Origin of the sequence: Nitrosospira sp. Nsp13 (assembly GCF_900101945.1) — a bacterium.
Taxonomy (GTDB): domain Bacteria; phylum Pseudomonadota; class Gammaproteobacteria; order Burkholderiales; family Nitrosomonadaceae; genus Nitrosospira; species Nitrosospira multiformis_D.
This window is the reverse complement of record NZ_FMVD01000001.1, coordinates 79,771-97,296: the sequence shown is the minus strand read 5'-3', so window position 1 is coordinate 97,296 and position 17,526 is coordinate 79,771. Positions and strand designations below refer to the sequence as shown.

Sequence of the window (17,526 nt, the reverse complement as noted above, 5' to 3'; positions counted from 1 at the left end):
CCGATAAGTTTATCGCTTACGATGTTAGCTTTACGATTAGACTCAGCCAAGCAAAACATAATTCTTGGCCCAATAAATAACGGTAATAAGGCTGACATCAAACTTATCAGATTTCGCATTAGCAGCATAAGTATTTAACCAGAAGAATTAGTCTCAGTACCTCAAAAATTATGTGGCGGTTTTGACAGCTATATGCGCATTACCCCAAGTCGGGAGAACTATATGCTAGAAGATCTAAGTATTCATCATGTGCCGACAATGTGCATTTATTGCAAAGGAACGGGACGAAACCGTAGTAATCTCAGAACTTGTATAGGATGCCAGGGAATAGGTACTTATCTGGTTGCGCGACCCATTGCGGGAGCGCGTTTATTGCCGAGGATCAGGTCGAAGTCGTCGTAGCCGCGGTACCTGCATAACATGCAGGAAGCGCGCATGCTTGATGCGGGTATCTTGGGGTCATCTTCTCACGAATTTTTCTGCAACATATATTTGATACATCATTAGCAACGTCGCTGGGTTCTGAGTTGAGGAGGGTATCATGAAGTCTTCAGTATTAACGGCAAAATCATGGGTGCTGGCTAGCACATTTATTTTTAGCATGACGAGCATGGGGATAGTGCAGGCCGCGGAAAATGTGGAGGTGCCGGCGAAAGAATGCGACACGTCGGATTCTATAGGACCGGGTGATTCCGGTTACTTGAGAGAAAAATGCCCACCTGGCAATGGAGCCGGAAAGAAGCAGCCCCAAAAAAGTAACAAGCCTTCGAGTGGCAGCAAACAGGACAATTCCAGATACAGTACAGACGGTACGGAACGATATGACCAGAATAACGGGGATAAAGGTTCTAAGGGGAATAAGCCCTAAGTATAAGCCTAACTTTGGTGTGAAAAGAATCGATTCCATAGGTGAGCACCATCGCGATTTGGAGGTTACTGCCCTGTCATTCGTCATGAATGGATGCGCTATTTCAGCTCACAAAACTTGCAGAACCTCGGCAATTACACTAGGCGTAATGCCGCTCCCGTTTAATCAACCCATCCCCCTCCAGCTCCACCGCCATTTCCTCCATCACCCTACTCCCAATCACATCGAACGTGTCGTAAACTTTCCTCCGAATTTCAATCACCACGGCATCCCGGCACTTTAAATCGTACCGAATTGCCCGGTATCCAATGCGTGCCGTGCTACTTGGGCGTCCACTGCCTTCATAGCGGCTGAAGACGCCCTCTCCCGCTCTTCCACCTGGGAGACAACTACCGAGACACCCTTACGCACGCCTTCAATATCGGTGGCACAATTGGCGTTCACCGCTACCAGGATCGCATTGCGCGATTCGACCTTTTCTTTGGCACACACAGCCAGCGCAACCTCGACACCATCTTTCCAGCCTTTGACGCCCCAGCCGCCACCGAAGCCAACCAGTATGAGAGCTATCGCACCGATGATTAGTGCTAATGTAATCTATAGTAACTTTTTACTGTTAAAAGTATTTAAAGTAAGATACATTATTACAAGGAGGTAAAAAATGATTACATATGTCCCATATATACGAATGCCAGAAGGAACAATTGAGCGCAACGATTTTGTTTCTTTTTGTTGGCCTGCCCGCTTAGGTTTCGGTTGGCATGAAGAGGCCCTATTTGGATGGCCGGAATCTAAAGTGTTTTGGGAACACGAAGAAGGCTATAGCGTTGGCTTAGCGCCCATTGGTGAATCTCCTTCCAGTCTTTGATAAACCAGCCACTTGAACCGCCCCGGGTTTCGTGGAGGCTCCAACATCTGAGAGAATGGAGCCATGAAGAAATCAAACAAGTTTTCCCCCGAAGTACGTGAACGTGCGGTCCGCATGGTGTTCGAACACCGTGGCGAGTATCCATCCTTGTGGGCAACCGTTGAATCCATTGCGCCCAAGATCGGTTGTGTTCCCCAGACCTTGCATGATTGGGTGCGTAAGCACGAGATCGACACTGGCGTGCGCGATGGCGTTACCGGCACCGAGCGGGACCGGTTAAAAGCGTTGGAGCGCGAAGTTCGAGAACTGCGCAAAGCCAATGAGATTCTGCGACTGGCGAGCGCTTTTTTCGCCCAGGCGGAGCTCGACCGCCGATTCAAGTCCTGAGGCAGTTTATCGACCAGCATCGGGATACCTATGGGGTCGAGCCGATCTGCAAGGTGTTGCAGATTGCCCCGTCAGGCTATCGACGCTCTGCTGCCCAGCAGAGGAATCCTGTATTGCGTTGTGCTCGCGCCAAGCGTGATGACATGCTGAATCCAGAAATCAAACGGGTTTGGCAAGCCAATATGCAGGTCTACGGCGCTGATAAAGTCTGGCGACAACTGAAGCGTGAAGGTCACCCTGTGGCTCGCTGCACGGTGGAGCGGCTCATGAAACGCCAAGGCCTGCAAGGCGTGCGGCGTGGCAAGATTGTGCGTACCACGATTACCGACGCGGTAGCACCTTGCCCATTGGATCGGGTCAATCGCCAGTTCAAGGCCGATCGCCCAAACCAGCTATGGGTTTCAGATTTCACGTATGTATCAACGTGGCAGGGCTGGCTGTATGTGGCTTTTGTCATCGACGTATTTGCCAGGCGCATCGTGGGCTGGCGCGTGAGCAGCTCCATACACACGGACTTCGTGCTCGATGCTCTGGAGCAGGCACTCTACGCTCGCCAGCCCGAGCAATCCGATGCTCTGGTGCATCACAGCGATAGGGGATCCCAGTACATCTCCATTCGCTATACGGAACGCCTTGCCCAAGCTGGGATTGAGCCTTCTGTAGGCAGTCGAGGAGACAGCTACGACAACGCCTTGGCTGAGTCAGTCAATGGGCTGTACAAGGCCGAGCTGATTCATCGCCGAGCACCATGGAAAACCAGGGCCGCTTTGGAGATGGCGACCCTGGAATGGGTATCCTGGTTTAACCACCACCGCTTACTCGAGCCATCGGTTACATTCCGCCGGCTGAAGCTGAGGTAAACTATATCAGCAACTGGCCGAAAAGACCACGGTAGACGTATAACTTAAACCAAATAGCCTCCATGAAACCCGGGGCGATTCAACTACCTGAGACAAACAACCTTAACAAAGTCCAAAATGGCTATTTACGCGATCTATACCCGAACTGAGGAGGGGGCTATTTCACGTGACTGTTTTCATTTTGAATGGGATCATCAGCTTAACCCTGAAGCATGTAATTTTCTTCTACGAATAAATTAAAAAGGAGGGTATGAGAATTATCGTCGCCATCATCGTTTCTATTGCAATAGTCGTATCGTTCGTTGCGGGAAAGTTTAAAGGGGACAATGATCTATTTGCTATATGTTTAAACAAGAGCGGCTCAATATATGAGACCGTTATCATCGGTGATAAATCCACCGGGTATATTGCATGTAAACCAGCGAGCGAGGAGCAAATACGATTTTATGAAAAAACCCGCTAAGGATTTTATAATGATTCATCCGGTCAAATAGCATAATACCGATCCCACTCTAATCAATCCATGCCCTTCCAAGCAATCCTCCATCTCAGCCCTCGCCCTCTGTCCAGTTAAATCCACGGGATCAATGGGGTCAGGATCAATGGGGTCAGGATCAGTGGGGTCAGACTCGATTGATTATAAATTAACGATGCGATGTAGTTCGCTCTCCCCCTGGAATAGAGGATTGCTATGGCCCGCTTACCTAGATTTTATCCTTCCCGGCCAACCGCAACACGTCATCTTACGGGGCAATAATCGAACTGAGATTTTCTGCGCAGAAGCAGCAAGTGATTATATACCCCATAAATTTCTTCCATTATCCCCTTCCGTTTCCGAAAGTGGAGCTTCGAGTCTTTATTGACCCAAATGACATGGAGCCAACTTCACAACGATTTTCTGTCTCAGTTTCAGGTTTGTTCGACAACAAACGATGGTATTCTTTTTTTAGTCCTAAGTAGGCTTCGCTTACCCGGTCTTCCATCAGTTTCCGGTCTACTATCGTCATATGCCCTCGTCTATATGCAATCGCTCCCTCCGCTTGCAGGATTAATGCGGCGCTGGTAACACTTTCACGACGCACTCCTAGCATGTTGCTCACTAATTCATGCGTCAAGGGAAATTGACTACCGGGTGACCGATCATCGGTCATCAATAAAAACCGGCACAATTGGTTGATGATAGGTTGGCGGTGATCCATCGCTGACTGTTCTGTTTGCAGGAGCAAAGCCTGGGTAAAACTTAACAATAGCCGCTGCAGAGTCCCGCCGGGCTTAAGTTCCTTCCTGAGAATATCCGCTTTAATACGATAAGCATAACCCGGACTTTGTACTAAAACAGTAGCAGGAGTGCTATCACAGCCCAATAAAAGAGACGTTCCGGTTACGCCTTCATTACCAATCATAGAAACCTGCCTCCAGAGACCGGATTCAAGTTGGTATGTTCGAGCAAGAATGCAGGTGGTAGGGAAGTAAACATGGCTAATTGTGATATTAGGCTCGTATATTACTTCTCCTATTGATAAATCCCTTAGTTCAAGAAATGGCAATAAGCGGGTGTATTTGTGAACAGGCAGAGCTGAGATAATCTGATTCTTTTTCGGGCTATGCACTACAGACATGGCGGTTTCCTCGTCATAAATGGATAGTCATAGAAGTAATCTGGAGATCTTGGGATACTGACGATGCCCCTGCTACTGACAACGATACTGATTCGGACACATACGAAATTGCGGAAGAATAAATATACAACGGGACTGAACTCGGTTCTGTTCGCTATCCCACTTATGCCCTCGCCTACTTAATACCCATAATGATTCTCTAGTGTACGTCAGTCCAATAGCATGCTCAGCCAGAATCGGCAAAAATGGCTGTGACAGCAATTACACATCTACAAGGGATCATGAACTCCATGTATACCGTTTTTGGCACAATTCTCGTACTTTGCATATTTACCTTTTTTACGTCACCAGCTATCGAAGCAGAGATGGCCCCAATGTCCCTTTCGAAGAGCAAGCAATGACTGAAGAACAAGAAGACGAGCTAACCAACTTGTTTCATTTAATTGTCGAGCATCTTGCCACGTTAAATAGATCAATCGTTTCAATTTTCTCCGTAAACAGGTGGAGGCAAAGAACTTGCTATGCTGCTCAGCACACCCAGCGCAAAGACGGTGCAAACAAGTCTTCCTACAAGGCGCACGACTGATTCACCAGCGGCTCTAACGATTAAATCATTCATAGCCCACCTTCCGTTTTTGCACGTACTCGACCTGCTCCTGCTCGATCACAGCGCATTGCTGCTCGGGGGGAACCGGAGGAAGCGCCTTGATGGCAGCCATGGCGGCCTTGTGCTTTGCTACCGATACGTCGGCTTGCTTCATTGCGGCACTTGCTGCCTTTTCACGTTCAGCCAGAGCATCGGTTACCACCGCCACCCCATTACGCACACCTTCAATGTCGATCACGCACTGAGCGTTTTCGGACACCAAGACATCATTGCGCACCTTGATCGCGTCTTTCTGCGAGTTGACCAAGGTAACCTCGGCCCCATCCTTCCAGCCCTTCAGGCCCCAGCCACCACCGAAGCCAACCAGTAAGAGCGCTACCGCACCGAAAATTAGAGCTGGCATATTTACAATACCCCTATTCTCAAAGAGGAATAAGACTTGCTAAGCATGTTGCGATGCAAGCTCAACGCATTAACTTCATCAGCCCAACTCTTGGGAGAAAAGAAATGACCATTTATGCGATCTATACCCGAACAGCTAAAGGCACCGTTCAGCGCGATCACTTCATGTTCGAGTGGAATGGGCCGCTAGGCCCATACGTGCATGAAGGGCCGCTAAAAGGTTGGCCTGAGTCGAAAGTCTTTTGGATATACGAAAAGGGACATAGCATTGGGTTGGCACCGATTTGTGCTTCTCCCTCAGACTCACCAGAACTTGGCGATACAACCTTTGCTCAATAACCACCAATAAAAAAACCCGCATTAGGCGGGTTGTAATTTTCAGCGAACGTACTACGTTAAATATTGTGTTGTCTCTCGTTAACAGCTCCTGGAGGCGGCGATGGCGCAATATTACGTTCCCTATGTTCGAACTGCGACTGGAGTTATTCATCGACTCGCCGAGGGTATATTCAGCGCGGACGAAGCTGCTTTATCCGCCTACCCATACGAAGAAACTGTCGCGGGATTGCCCGAGTCACAGGTCTATTGGGAAGCAAGCGATGGGCTTAGCCTTGGGATAGCCCCTCTAATTGTTTTCCCCCATGAGAAGTTTTCTCGTACTTTATTTAACTAAATGTTGATTACTATCAATAAATGAGGAATGCACCCCTCACTTGAACCGTGGTTTAATTGCTCCTTAAATTAACATTTGGAGCATATTCATGCCATCGCCAAGTTCCCAAAAACATATTGTGTACTTAAGAGCAGCAGATGGAACCATCGAGCGTATGCCCGCTGCTATTTATAATGCCGAAGCTGACTCAAAGGGCCCATATCTTTATGAAGAAGCGCTTGTCGGCTGGCCAGAACCAAGGGTGTATTGGGCAAAAGAAACGGGACCCAGCACTGGGATCGCACCTCTGTCCTAATCAAAGTCCAATAAAAAACCCACCGAGCTATGGGTGGGTTAGGTTTTGAAGTGACTTTTTCACACTCTATAGAATACTTCTATCAGCGCTTCCCGAAAAATGCAATTGTTTTTTTACGGGTTTGATTTGTATTAACGGTAAAACCTGCTAGGCTAAATCAGTGACATTAAAATAACCCCTATTGGAATATGCAGCGTAACTGATTAGCAGATCGCTGCTTAGACAAACATCGCGTCAAAATGGGAAGATTGGGCGCGGAGTTTGGGCGTAATTCTCTCCCCCTTGGATGGTCTAATAAGCCATCCTTTTTATTTTATCTGATATGGAAAGACCTCCCCTACCCATTCCTATAAAATTTACGGGTGAATCTATGCAAATTGGAAATATTGCCTTAATTTTCCTTTCGGTACTATTATTCTCTGGCTGCGCTACCACGAAGCCTCCACCTATAGCGAGCATTCATCAGTTATCGCCGGAACAACTCGATGCCTTGGTGGGAATTAAGATTTATACTCAAACAAAACGGATTAAGCGGCAATTCGAGACCGTAACAACTGTCCATGGTATCTCTTGTAAGAGTTCTATGTGGGGTCGTGCCGCAACGACAAGAGAAGCGGTTCTTCAAACTCGTTATTGGGCTCAGCAAGCTGGTGCAGATGCAATCATTAATTTGCAATGTGACCGTCAGCGCGATAACAGCTATGACTGCTCGGAAAGCGTTATTTGCAACGGTGATGCTATCAAGTTCAAGTAAGTTCTTTCTACGCCCCGCATTCTCCGTCATTTTTCTGCTGTCATGCGAAGTGCAGATTGTTCCTCATTTTATAAGTCATCGAACGGTGCTTCTCGAAAAATGCAAGTGGGAAATTCAGAATTTTTTCATTGTTAATAAGCCAGAATTACCACTTTACAAGCCGTAGATGATCTCGCAACTTGCTTGGCCTGGTGGGCTCTTTTAGCGAATCTGGCGTACTGGCATTGGATATGCTTGTTACGTTGTGCGGCATCTTTGGTTTGCCCGATTCCCTTAACCACTTATCGAGTGCATTAATTTTAAAATCCATTACGTAGATCACTTTTTTCATGAAGCGGAGTCTCCCCAAAACGTAAATTGCCCAGACGCACTTGAATCCCTCAGAAGTTATTTCCACTTCCCATATCGCGGAGCCCGTGACGGCCGTGTTTGCGGGACCCCTTTCTCTGGGGAGTTAAAGTCTGCATATCTCCTTTGGATCCAAATTTCCTCATATGAACCGCCCCGGGTTTTGAGGAGGCTCCAACATCTGAGAGAATGGAGCCATGAAGAAATCAAACAAGTTTTCCCCCGAAGTACGTGAACGTGCGGTCCGCATGGTGTTCGAACACCGTGGCGAGTATCCATCCTTGTGGGCAACCGTTGAATCCATTGCGCCCAAGATCGGTTGTGTTCCCCAGACCTTGCATGATTGGGTGCGTAAGCACGAGATCGACACTGGCGTGCGCGATGGCGTTACCGGCACCGAGCGGGACCGGTTAAAAGCGTTGGAGCGCGAAGTTCGAGAACTGCGCAAAGCCAATGAGATTCTGCGACTGGCGAGCGCTTTTTTCGCCCAGGCGGAGCTCGACCGCCGATTCAAGTCCTGAGGCAGTTTATCGACCAGCATCGGGATACCTATGGGGTCGAGCCGATCTGCAAGGTGTTGCAGATTGCCCCGTCAGGCTATCGACGCTCTGCTGCCCAGCAGAGGAATCCTGTATTGCGTTGTGCTCGCGCCAAGCGTGATGACATGCTGAATCCAGAAATCAAACGGGTTTGGCAAGCCAATATGCAGGTCTACGGCGCTGATAAAGTCTGGCGACAACTGAAGCGTGAAGGTCACCCTGTGGCTCGCTGCACGGTGGAGCGGCTCATGAAACGCCAAGGCCTGCAAGGCGTGCGGCGTGGCAAGATTGTGCGTACCACGATTACCGACGCGGTAGCACCTTGCCCATTGGATCGGGTCAATCGCCAGTTCAAGGCCGATCGCCCAAACCAGCTATGGGTTTCAGATTTCACGTATGTATCAACGTGGCAGGGCTGGCTGTATGTGGCTTTTGTCATCGACGTATTTGCCAGGCGCATCGTGGGCTGGCGCGTGAGCAGCTCCATACACACGGACTTCGTGCTCGATGCTCTGGAGCAGGCACTCTACGCTCGCCAGCCCGAGCAATCCGATGCTCTGGTGCATCACAGCGATAGGGGATCCCAGTACATCTCCATTCGCTATACGGAACGCCTTGCCCAAGCTGGGATTGAGCCTTCTGTAGGCAGTCGAGGAGACAGCTACGACAACGCCTTGGCTGAGTCAGTCAATGGGCTGTACAAGGCCGAGCTGATTCATCGCCGAGCACCATGGAAAACCAGGGCCGCTTTGGAGATGGCGACCCTGGAATGGGTATCCTGGTTTAACCACCACCGCTTACTCGAGCCTATCGGTTACATTCCGCCGGCTGAAGCTGAGGTAAACTATATCAGCAACTGGCCGAAAAGACCACGGTAGACGTATAACTTAAACCAAATAGCCTCCATGAAACCCGGGGCGATTCAGACAGTCGCCGGTTTCTTCTTCTCAGTCACCGCACTTCAACCTTTGCGTTACATCCCTTCACCGCCGCGCGCAGCTTTATCTCGCATGCCCAGCGTTCTTCCAACTCCTGGCGAAACGCGCGATTGATGGTGACTGGATCATCCTTGGCGGAAACCCGGTCCACTGCGTAGGCGTCTTTGCACTCGGATGGGATTTCCACCTGGCAGAAAACGGGCACCGGCTTTTCTACGATCTTTGTTTCGATGATGGGCTTACCCGCGCAACCGACCAAAAAGGCCATGGCTGTGACGGAGACAACAACCAGCGCCGCGCGCACGATCTTACTCATGACGTTTTTGAACATAACCGATCTGCTCCTGAACGATGGCGACACATTGCGCCTCTGGCTCTGGCGGTACGGGCGGAAGATTCTTAATCGCAGCTATTTCCTTCTTACGCTGCGCCACCAGCACATCGGCTTTCGCCATAGCGGCTGATGCCGCCCGCTCTCGCTCTTCGATTTGGGCGACAACTACCGCAACACCCTTCTTCACGCCCTCGATGTCAGTGGCACAGTTGCCGTTCGCGGTTTCGAGGATTGCGTTACGTGATTCCAGCTCATCTTTTTGCGAATTGACCAGGGCGATCTGCGCTCCGTCCTTCCAGGACTTGACTGCCCAACCGCTACCAGCGCCAACAGCAAATATGATGGCCGCGATAACGGCTTGTAATGCAGCACCTGCAAACATTTTGAGCGCCCATAAAAAAACCCGCTTTCGCGGGTTGGTGTGATCAAAATACCCATACAATAAGTAGCAAACTCGCCTGGGGCGGGTTTACAAACTGCCTTGTTTCTTCTTCAGCCTCTACTATACTTGTCCTGGATATCCAATTTCGGAGACCGCTATGCAAAGGCTATTTGCAATTCTTACTATTGGTACCGCACTCACCGTCAACTCTAGTGTAAATGCCGCAGGCTTTGAGGGCGTGCAGGTAACGGCTATCGGTTACTGTTGTACTTCGCCGACAGAATCGAACCGAGTCACGGTACCCGTTACAAAAATAGTCGAATCACTTATCGAGTTTCCCTCGGGTTCCATACAAGCGATTAATGGTGATCGTCTGGTAGGAACAGATATTGATATTGGGACCTCAACGATTGCTTATAACTTTAGATTAGATGTCAATTACCCCTACGGATTATTCAATGGGATCGTTTACGATTTCTCGGGCCCGAACCTTCCGACCATAGTTGGCGTGTCTCTAGATCCACGTTCCTCATTCGCGGCGTCGCAGGTTGGGCTCAGTTTCGATACAGATACTGTCCGCATCAATGTTCCTGGACTTCGCGCTTGGCCAGGTGCGCTAGTTTTGGTTGACGTCGAATATGTGCCAAACGTCCCCGAACCTGAAACCTACACCATGCTTCTGGCCGGCTTAGGGCTAGTAAGCTTTATGGCGCGGCGCCGAAAAATCTCCTCCACGTAAACCGACGGGGACTTTGGTCCCCATTTTTCATTACAGCTTTCCCATTCAATAAAAAACCACCGGGTTAGCGGTGGGTTTGCTGATTACGTGTTTTGCGAGTGACTTTTTTGCACTCTATAGAATACTTCTATCAGCGCTTCCCGCTGAACGCAAGTGTTTTATATTTACAAGAAAATCACATTACGGATTACTGTCATGCATCTTGCTTAAAAAGGCAATTCCTAGCGGGGACAAAAATAGCACGACGTTTGGAACAAAAAATCTCGCATCCCGCAAATCATGCCAGAATACGCTCGATTTGAGCTTAAAAGAAGCACGATGGAAACATTTATGTATAGCGAAGGGTTCGTAGCCAAACCTTGTTGGTCTTCCACCTAAAAGATCTTGTAAAAAATGAGAACGGTCCAGCCCGTCGTGAAACGCCTGTCGATATATGACTTGAACATAGAGAAAACTCAGGAATACTAGCTCAGATAATACGACAAATTCCATTGCTTCCCATTTACTGTTACCAGTATTGAAATAGAGTACTATTAACCCAGTCTCAATTATATATGCTTGCCTTAGTGCTCCCAGCGCGTAAGCTTCCTGCTTCAGAAGAATATCCTGAACAATTTTTAACTCTTCTATAATTTCTTTTCGCTTACCTTCACCTTCGACTTTGTGAATTTGAGCTTCTATCATATAGCCCTCCTACACCGAACAACGACCGTGATTATATTGAAATAATACACTTTGATTTATAGCAGCGATTTATTTTTCTGCTCTGCTATGCAACGCAACCCATACTAACCCCAAGTCTGCGACCTAAAGCACGCCCATTCCTATACAATTTATGGATGAGCTAGCTCTGCCTGTCAATTCAAGGTTCCACCACAATTCATGCCTAATTCGCTTTCTATCTTCTACCACCATGCGCACGTAGATGAACCAAAGTCGCTCGGGGATACTGCGATTCTCACGCACCGCTTGGCTCAGCTATCAGTAAGCCACATTGCCCCTCTCACAGCGTTTGTCGAAGATCTTCGCTCCCAACGAAATCTGACGCATGAGATCCCACATTTTGACCCCTTCGATGGAGGTACACTCGCTGAGTGCCTTTTCTTACTTGAAGCTCCGGGATCTAGGGCGGTCGAATCTGGCTTTATCTCGCGAAATAACCCTGACGAAACTGCAAAGAACTTTTTCACATTCAATCGGGAAGCGGGACTTGATCGACGACGCACAGTTGTATGGAATGTAGTGCCGTGGTATGTGGGAACAGGGCAGAAGATCCGGCCAGTTACCTTAAAAGATATTCGTGATGCTGAACCTGCACTTCGATCGCTATTACCTCTGCTTCCAAACTTAAAAGTTGTGGTGCTGGTCGGTCAAAAGCCGCCAGAGCGGAAACGTTGCTTCGGCAACTGAGCCCTGCGCTTCGCATCATGCAAATCCCGCATCCGAGCCCTCTATTTGTAAATCGATTCCCGATGAACAGGAGTGTTCTGCAAACTGCGTTTGCCGACGTTGTTGCCGCTGTTAACGACGCCGCCATCGTGCGGTAAAAATCGAGCGACGATTCGTCCCAACCTACACCATTTAGGGATGAGTTCGGGGACTATACCCTTAGCTTTTAAACAAGCCGGAATCTAATAATGACAACGTTTCAACGTGTAAATTACATCGACCTTAATTCACGCCAGAAGGAAATCTTTAATTTCCAGAAGGTATCAGGTCTTTTGGCAGATTTCGGGTTCGCTACATACCGTCTCACCGATGACTGGAACGGCGCAGATTTTCTGGCCGTCCCCTTTGACGGCTCAAAGATCTTACGCGTCCAACTGAAAGGGCGCCTCACGTTTGATAAAAAATATCAGGATAAAGATCTGTGGGTCTGTTTTAGGCATGCGGGGTTTGTTTATCTCTATCCTCACGATGCTTTATTGTCCGAGCTATTGAAGGTCACAAATGTTGGCAATACCGCTTCTTGGCTCAAGGAGAACGGAAACTATTCGTTTCCGACTCCACCGAAATCTTTCGAGGAGCAGTTGAAACCCTACTGTCTTGGGCATGAAAGTAGTCCAGTCTCATAAGACTCTCCGGTTCCTATACATTTACGGATGAACTGGAGCCCACCAGAGCCCCACAGCTATATCATTTATCTACTAATAAAAAATGCACTCGATCACACTTCAACAAATTACAAGCAATTTTGCAAAAACGAATGCTGGCAAGACTCTTCACCATCCGGTGCTCTTGAAGTACATCCGAGAATTTCTTATCAATTCATCCGTTCTTCAGACGCTGGAATCGACCTGTAAAGACGGAAAAATATATATCTGGGGTGCTAAGTTCGAACGACACCATCAATTGAATAAAATGGACTGGCGTCAATGCGTTTTTCTATTTAGACAAGGTGCCATAGTTAATGAGGCAGGAGTATTAATCGTCATCGAAGTAAATGAAGAGTTAGCTCACCATCTCTGGGGTCAAGATTCAGACGGGGAAACATGGGGGATAATTTTTTTCTTCAAAGAACTCAAATCAGGACTATCCATCCCAGCACGCGTCATTAATCGGATTATCGGTTATAAGGATACAAATCACTGGCAAGGTTTGGTAACCATAACAACTGCCCAAGCTGACGAAGTAATTCAGCTTATTAAGACAACACGAGCAGTAGCAGAGGCAGAAAAATGACTATCGAAGAAAACATTAAGAATGCAAAGGACGGCGTCGCTCTCATTGGTGAGGTTATTAAGGCTGCCGGCAACAACCCGCAGGTTAAAGAAGCTGGTCAAGAACTTGGCAAAACGGCTCTCACGGTTACGAAAGCCATCAATAATGTTTTGCTGCCATTAGCGATGCTTAATTTCGCCTTTGATAAGGCTCGGAAATATTACTCCGAACAATTCGCGATTGATATGGCACAAAAAGCAGCAAGAATTCCTCCGGAAGAAATCATTGAGCCGAAGGCATCGATCGCTGGACCAGCGATTCAAGGACTTGCCTTCTGTCATGAAGAACCGGACTTGAAAGAAATGTACCTGAACCTACTCGCATCAGCTATGGATGGTCGCAATGCGAATTTAGCGCATCCCGCATTCGTTGAAATTATCAAGCAACTAAATACTACGGAAGCACAATTAATAGGAGCCATACTTAAGTCACAGACTGGACTACCCATAGTTGAACTCCGTCTCAACACAGGAGTTAAAGGCTACCATATTCTTCTTCGTCACCTGCTTGACTTGAAAAGCCAAAGCACCCAACAATCGGCTGAAGATGAAGGAATGCCGGCGATAGTAGATAACTGGATTCGGTTAGGATTAGTTACGGTTACTTATCAAGCACAGCTTCTTGATGAGGCCAATTACAGTTGGGTCGAGAGTCGGCCAGAGTACCGACGTTTTTGGGACACCCCACATCTCGACGGGGAATCAGTAGTTTTCCAGAAAGGGATCATAGTAAAAACGGCATTCGGAGACCAGTTTGCCAAAGCCGTAGGGCTTTAATTTGTAGTAGTCGCGACGATGAGAAACGACATCGATTTCCAGTCCTCTCCCATCCATTCCTATACAATTTACGGATGAGTTAAGTCCAATGCATTATAATTTTTAGGGGTCATATAATTGACTACGGCTGACAAGGAACCCAATACGACTACCAAGAACGCAAAAAGTCCTTTACCGGCTGCAGATCTGAAAGCTTTTGGTGCTTTCATTGCAGAGTTTAAGAATGAATCCGATCGAGCTGCGGTGATTCTCGGCGCGGCAAAGCTCGATGTTATGCTTTATCAGTTGCTTCAGAATACTCTGCGCCCAAATACTGCAAAAAATGACGAGCTACTTGATGGAGATAGTCCCTTAGCTACATTTAGCGCACGAATTGGGCTCTGCCATCGGCTAGGTCTAATTGATGACAATTTCTGTCGAGCACTTCATATGATTAGAAAAATTCGGAACTCTTTTGCTCATGAAATTGGTGGCATAAGCCTTGAATCCGGCGCACACCGAGATCGAATTCGAGAACTCATCGGACCACTTCGCGGCAATAAAGCTTTTGATACTCTAACCGAGGGCTCATTTGGTGAGCACCCAGGAACTGCTGGCCAATTTCGATCAGCTGTCGCCCTAGCAGCCATCAGACTCGAGGGAGCCTGTAGGAACGCATTGCAGATTGAAGGTTCACCTTACTCACTGCTTCCGAAGAACTTCAAACAATCTGCCACAGACTCTGATGCTGCCCCATAACAAACGATCGTCTATGACTTGGAGCGCAGCCTCTATTTTACGGTTATCCAGATACGTAGCTTAACGTTTCTCCCACCGCTTCCTCCCGACTGCTCAATCTCTTCCGTATAAACGTAAGCCCATGCGCGTTTTCCATTTTGTTAACGCAGAGTTCGGCCTGGAGAATCTGCGACGACGACGCCTTAAAATTGCCACCCTCCACGAACTCAATGACCCGTTTGAACTCCTAGGCATCAATCTTGCTGATGAATCCCTTCGCCGCGCGATCGGTGCTATGAAGAACCAAATGGCATCAACTAGAGGCCTTTTATGCTTTAGCCGAGATTGGCATAACCCAGTTCAATGGAGTCATTACGCGGAGAAACATACCGGTATTTGCCTTGGCTTCGACGTCCCCGATGAGATCCTCAGCGAAGTATCCTATTCCCGTCGGCGCTTTGTAATTCAGCCTGAGTGCTTCCGCGATTCCAGCAAAATTGACATCACTACCGCAAAACAGGTTTTGTTCACTAAATACTCTCATTGGCGCTACGAGAATGAAATCAGATGTTTCGTTACACTAGAGGAAAAAGACACAGAAAAGAATATGTACTTCGCTGACTTCTCCGATAAGCTGCACCTTACTACAGTTATAGTTGGGGCGCGATCAGCTATTACACGTGCAGATCTCCAGACCGCCCTGGGAGAGTTATCCAAGAATGTCGAAGCGTTCAAAGTACGCCCAGCATTCAAAACGTTTCAAATCGTCCGTCAATGCAAACAAAGTCTTTGGCGCTAACCATCCCATGCGGTACTTTCCTCTGTAAATTCACTTATACCATTTCCTCGCTACTCTCTTTTTCCAAGGCACGCTTTTCAGTCAATCTCTGCTGAATAAATGTCAGCCCCTTCCCCGTTACTAAAGTTCGGGTATATGTATGACTCTCCCCTAGCCTATCGTTATATTGCCTCTCGACCACTCGAAAGTATCCGGCGTCAATGTGCTGCTGATATGGCAAATTATTAGGCATTAGCAGTCCTTCCTGACGAAGAAACCTGAATAGCCTGTTCTGCCCTGTCCCGAGCACCTTAGCGACCTCCTGGACGCTCTGGCAATTGATAGCCTCGGCTACCGCATCATGAAACTGCGCCTTAGGGGCTTGCTCTTGTACCTTGGCCTCCAATGCCAGCACTTTCTCTGTGTAGGCCAACAGCATGCCTCGCAGGTGCGTTGGATTGGCCAGCGCTGAGTGAATATCGACGACGTTGGATTTCGCTCGCCTCTCGCACTCGATAAAGTATTGGCGCGCTTGCTTGCCCTTCTCATTGCGCTCAACCATGGCCAGTTCTTTCGCCATATCGAGTGTGACGTAGTAGTCGGTTTGCCTACCACCACCCGGTAAATTCTTACCGACCATAGCGAAATCTTGTTCGTCGATAAACCCGAAGTCATCTATCCGGTTTTTGATCCAATTCCTGAATTCTGACTTAACCCCAAGGAAAGCATGCAGCTCACGAGCATTGATCGCCTGCACCTGACCATCGCCAATGTTGCGGTCTTCAACTTTGATGAGTTCGTTCATCATCCCCTCCCTTCGAGCGAGAGCTCATCGCTTTCTGTTTCTTCAAGATCTCCCGGACGAATTGGCAGCAGATATTTATCCTCGCAAAAGTAATGATAATCAGGATCGTAAGTCGGATGCAAAATCTGCCACGCATTTGCCAACACTGCACGGGTTTCGACGTCGACTCTGCCGATATACTCCACAATCTCAACTATCTGGCCTTCGAAGTTCTCATCGAGGCGGATCGCTAAATCACCTTTCCTGCATTTCAAAACTGGGGAAACAATTTGCGCGGACGCGCGTTTAGATTTGGCCATGATCGTACTCCTGACTAAGCGGTTTTAGTTTCCCGCTCACCATCACTTCCAAATGATGGTGGGCGGACACGTGCGGGTTGGAAGACCAGGTCAGGACCGGCGAGCCTTTCGGCTCCCCACACGAGCCACCCATAAAGGGGATGTCACGTGCTACGGACGTAAAAAAACCGCGCGCGGCGGTTTGTCAGCCTGACTCTCCGAGCTTCCAAACTCGACCACTGATTTGCAGTGGTGACTTCAGAATAATGGGGCGCAAGCGGTTTGTCAATAGCTGAGCTATACACTTGAGCAAACTCGCACTATCATGCTGCTGAGTTAAATGTTCTCAAAATCCCCCCAATAAGGTAATCCCGTGAACGACAAGCCATTTGACTTTCGAAAGATTTATCAAGGCATGATGTCGTATCTCTACCTTAAATTAAGCTGGAGTTTCTTGGGGCCTTTGCCGATCTTGATATTGTTCGCACCTTTATGGATGCCTTTATTACCGAGTATTGGCATAGGTATTCATGTAGGTTCTTTTTCTATGCAGTGGTTAATTGGACTTGCTGTTATTTCAGTTGCGATAGGTTTTTTCCTACGATGGCTCGCGTTTGGAATTCTGGCGGACAACCGGCTAAGAATTGGTGTTTGTGTTGCTTACACGGCTGTGCTGGGAATACTTCATTTCCTTCTATCGACAGGCGAAATTCTCGTAAGCTATAACTCGGTCGATTTTCGGCCGGGTAACGCAATGAAAGATGGTCTATCGGCGGTTTTTGAATTTCTTACACTGATAGGTTTTTTATGGCTCCTTCTGTCCAAGAAGAAAAACTAG

At 48.1% G+C, this 17,526-nt stretch carries 21 protein-coding genes, 1 pseudogene and 2 other annotated features; of the genes and pseudogenes, 14 read left to right on the top strand and 8 right to left on the bottom strand.

Features of this window, described 5'->3' with window-relative positions; translation table 11 throughout:
* Window positions 1-541: 541 nt before the first annotated feature.
* Complete coding sequence (locus BLO43_RS00455; protein ID WP_090905016.1) at window positions 542-868, top strand: hypothetical protein; 327 nt, start codon at window positions 542-544, stop codon at window positions 866-868.
* 279 nt (window positions 869-1,147) lie between these two features.
* On the opposite strand, the gene BLO43_RS00450 is transcribed toward BLO43_RS00455, so the two are convergent.
* Entirely contained in the window at window positions 1,148-1,360 is a 213-nt protein-coding gene (locus tag BLO43_RS00450) for a hypothetical protein (protein ID WP_090905014.1), read from the bottom strand.
* A gap of 169 nt (window positions 1,361-1,529) precedes the next feature.
* Between BLO43_RS00450 and BLO43_RS16610 the strand changes: the two genes are divergently transcribed.
* Together BLO43_RS16610 and BLO43_RS00445 are read left to right on the top strand one after the other, a co-directional pair.
* Window positions 1,530-1,736 (top strand): hypothetical protein, encoded by a 207-nt coding sequence (locus tag BLO43_RS16610; RefSeq protein WP_175443804.1) that lies wholly within the window; start codon window positions 1,530-1,532, stop codon window positions 1,734-1,736.
* 63 nt (window positions 1,737-1,799) lie between these two features.
* Window positions 1,800-3,018 (top strand): annotated as a pseudogene (locus tag BLO43_RS00445) (IS3 family transposase).
* Window positions 2,078-2,194, top strand: a sequence feature (AL1L pseudoknot). It overlaps the preceding pseudogene by 117 nt.
* 783 nt (window positions 3,019-3,801) lie before the next feature.
* Here the strand turns inward: BLO43_RS00445 and BLO43_RS00435 are convergent.
* Together BLO43_RS00435 and BLO43_RS00430 are read right to left on the bottom strand one after the other, a co-directional pair.
* Window positions 3,802-4,602 carry a Crp/Fnr family transcriptional regulator gene (locus tag BLO43_RS00435; RefSeq protein ID WP_090905009.1) on the bottom strand — a complete coding sequence of 267 codons (801 nt, stop codon included), beginning with the start codon at window positions 4,600-4,602 and terminating at the stop codon, window positions 3,802-3,804.
* A gap of 611 nt (window positions 4,603-5,213) precedes the next feature.
* Window positions 5,214-5,612 (bottom strand): hypothetical protein, encoded by a 399-nt coding sequence (locus BLO43_RS00430; RefSeq protein WP_090905007.1) that lies wholly within the window; start codon window positions 5,610-5,612, stop codon window positions 5,214-5,216.
* Window positions 5,613-5,665: 53 nt separating this feature from the next.
* Here BLO43_RS00430 and BLO43_RS16605 point away from each other — a divergent pair, with 53 nt between their 5' ends.
* The 3 genes from BLO43_RS16605 (at window position 5,666) to BLO43_RS00410 (ending at window position 9,098) form a co-directional block, all read left to right on the top strand.
* Complete coding sequence (locus BLO43_RS16605) at window positions 5,666-5,950, top strand: hypothetical protein (RefSeq protein WP_090905005.1); 285 nt, start codon at window positions 5,666-5,668, stop codon at window positions 5,948-5,950.
* Window positions 5,951-6,949: 999 nt separating this feature from the next.
* Complete coding sequence (locus BLO43_RS16260; protein WP_175443803.1) at window positions 6,950-7,333, top strand: hypothetical protein; 384 nt, start codon at window positions 6,950-6,952, stop codon at window positions 7,331-7,333.
* A 545-nt stretch (window positions 7,334-7,878) separates the two neighbouring features.
* A protein-coding gene (locus BLO43_RS00410; protein ID WP_090905000.1) for an IS3 family transposase occupies window positions 7,879-9,098 on the top strand; the annotation gives its coding sequence in 2 pieces (ribosomal slippage) (window positions 7,879-8,158 and window positions 8,158-9,098; 1,221 coding nt in all).
* Window positions 8,157-8,273, top strand: a sequence feature (AL1L pseudoknot). Its footprint overlaps the gene before it by 117 nt.
* Window positions 9,099-9,171: 73 nt before the next feature.
* Here BLO43_RS00410 and BLO43_RS00405 read toward each other — a convergent pair.
* Window positions 9,172-9,489 carry a hypothetical protein gene (locus BLO43_RS00405; RefSeq protein WP_139149198.1) on the bottom strand — a complete coding sequence of 106 codons (318 nt, stop codon included), beginning with the start codon at window positions 9,487-9,489 and terminating at the stop codon, window positions 9,172-9,174.
* Entirely contained in the window at window positions 9,467-9,874 is a 408-nt protein-coding gene (locus BLO43_RS00400) for a hypothetical protein (RefSeq protein WP_139149197.1), read from the bottom strand. Before BLO43_RS00400 ends, BLO43_RS00405 begins: the two co-directional genes overlap by 23 nt.
* Window positions 9,875-10,031: 157 nt before the next feature.
* Here BLO43_RS00400 and BLO43_RS16950 point away from each other — a divergent pair, with 157 nt between their 5' ends.
* Window positions 10,032-10,613, top strand: a complete 582-nt coding sequence (locus BLO43_RS16950; protein WP_090904994.1) for a PEP-CTERM sorting domain-containing protein — start codon at window positions 10,032-10,034, stop codon at window positions 10,611-10,613.
* 180 nt (window positions 10,614-10,793) lie between these two features.
* On the opposite strand, the gene BLO43_RS00390 is transcribed toward BLO43_RS16950, so the two are convergent.
* Complete coding sequence (locus tag BLO43_RS00390) at window positions 10,794-11,297, bottom strand: hypothetical protein (RefSeq protein WP_090904992.1); 504 nt, start codon at window positions 11,295-11,297, stop codon at window positions 10,794-10,796.
* 198 nt (window positions 11,298-11,495) lie between these two features.
* Here BLO43_RS00390 and BLO43_RS16245 point away from each other — a divergent pair, with 198 nt between their 5' ends.
* From BLO43_RS16245 to BLO43_RS00365, 6 genes are all read left to right on the top strand, one after another.
* A complete protein-coding gene (locus tag BLO43_RS16245; protein ID WP_139149196.1) occupies window positions 11,496-12,023 on the top strand; it encodes a uracil-DNA glycosylase in 528 nt (175 codons plus the stop codon).
* A 227-nt stretch (window positions 12,024-12,250) separates the two neighbouring features.
* Window positions 12,251-12,688 (top strand): hypothetical protein, encoded by a 438-nt coding sequence (locus tag BLO43_RS00385; RefSeq protein WP_175443802.1) that lies wholly within the window; start codon window positions 12,251-12,253, stop codon window positions 12,686-12,688.
* An 82-nt stretch (window positions 12,689-12,770) separates the two neighbouring features.
* Window positions 12,771-13,295 carry a hypothetical protein gene (locus tag BLO43_RS00380; RefSeq protein ID WP_090904990.1) on the top strand — a complete coding sequence of 175 codons (525 nt, stop codon included), beginning with the start codon at window positions 12,771-12,773 and terminating at the stop codon, window positions 13,293-13,295.
* Entirely contained in the window at window positions 13,292-14,110 is an 819-nt protein-coding gene (locus BLO43_RS00375) for a DUF4393 domain-containing protein (protein WP_090904988.1), read from the top strand. Before BLO43_RS00380 ends, BLO43_RS00375 begins: the two co-directional genes overlap by 4 nt.
* Before the next feature lie 117 nt (window positions 14,111-14,227).
* Entirely contained in the window at window positions 14,228-14,848 is a 621-nt protein-coding gene (locus BLO43_RS00370; RefSeq protein WP_090904986.1) for a hypothetical protein, read from the top strand.
* A gap of 121 nt (window positions 14,849-14,969) precedes the next feature.
* Window positions 14,970-15,626 carry a DUF2971 domain-containing protein gene (locus BLO43_RS00365; RefSeq protein ID WP_090904984.1) on the top strand — a complete coding sequence of 219 codons (657 nt, stop codon included), beginning with the start codon at window positions 14,970-14,972 and terminating at the stop codon, window positions 15,624-15,626.
* 34 nt (window positions 15,627-15,660) lie between these two features.
* Here the strand turns inward: BLO43_RS00365 and BLO43_RS16600 are convergent, their stop codons facing one another.
* Both BLO43_RS16600 and BLO43_RS00355 read right to left on the bottom strand, forming a co-directional pair.
* Window positions 15,661-16,413 carry a phage antirepressor KilAC domain-containing protein gene (locus BLO43_RS16600; RefSeq protein ID WP_175443801.1) on the bottom strand — a complete coding sequence of 251 codons (753 nt, stop codon included), beginning with the start codon at window positions 16,411-16,413 and terminating at the stop codon, window positions 15,661-15,663.
* Complete coding sequence (locus BLO43_RS00355; RefSeq protein WP_090904982.1) at window positions 16,410-16,709, bottom strand: hypothetical protein; 300 nt, start codon at window positions 16,707-16,709, stop codon at window positions 16,410-16,412. The genes BLO43_RS16600 and BLO43_RS00355 overlap by 4 nt, the downstream gene beginning before the upstream one ends.
* 352 nt (window positions 16,710-17,061) lie before the next feature.
* Between BLO43_RS00355 and BLO43_RS00350 the strand changes: the two genes are divergently transcribed.
* Entirely contained in the window at window positions 17,062-17,526 is a 465-nt protein-coding gene (locus BLO43_RS00350) for a hypothetical protein (RefSeq protein WP_090904980.1), read from the top strand.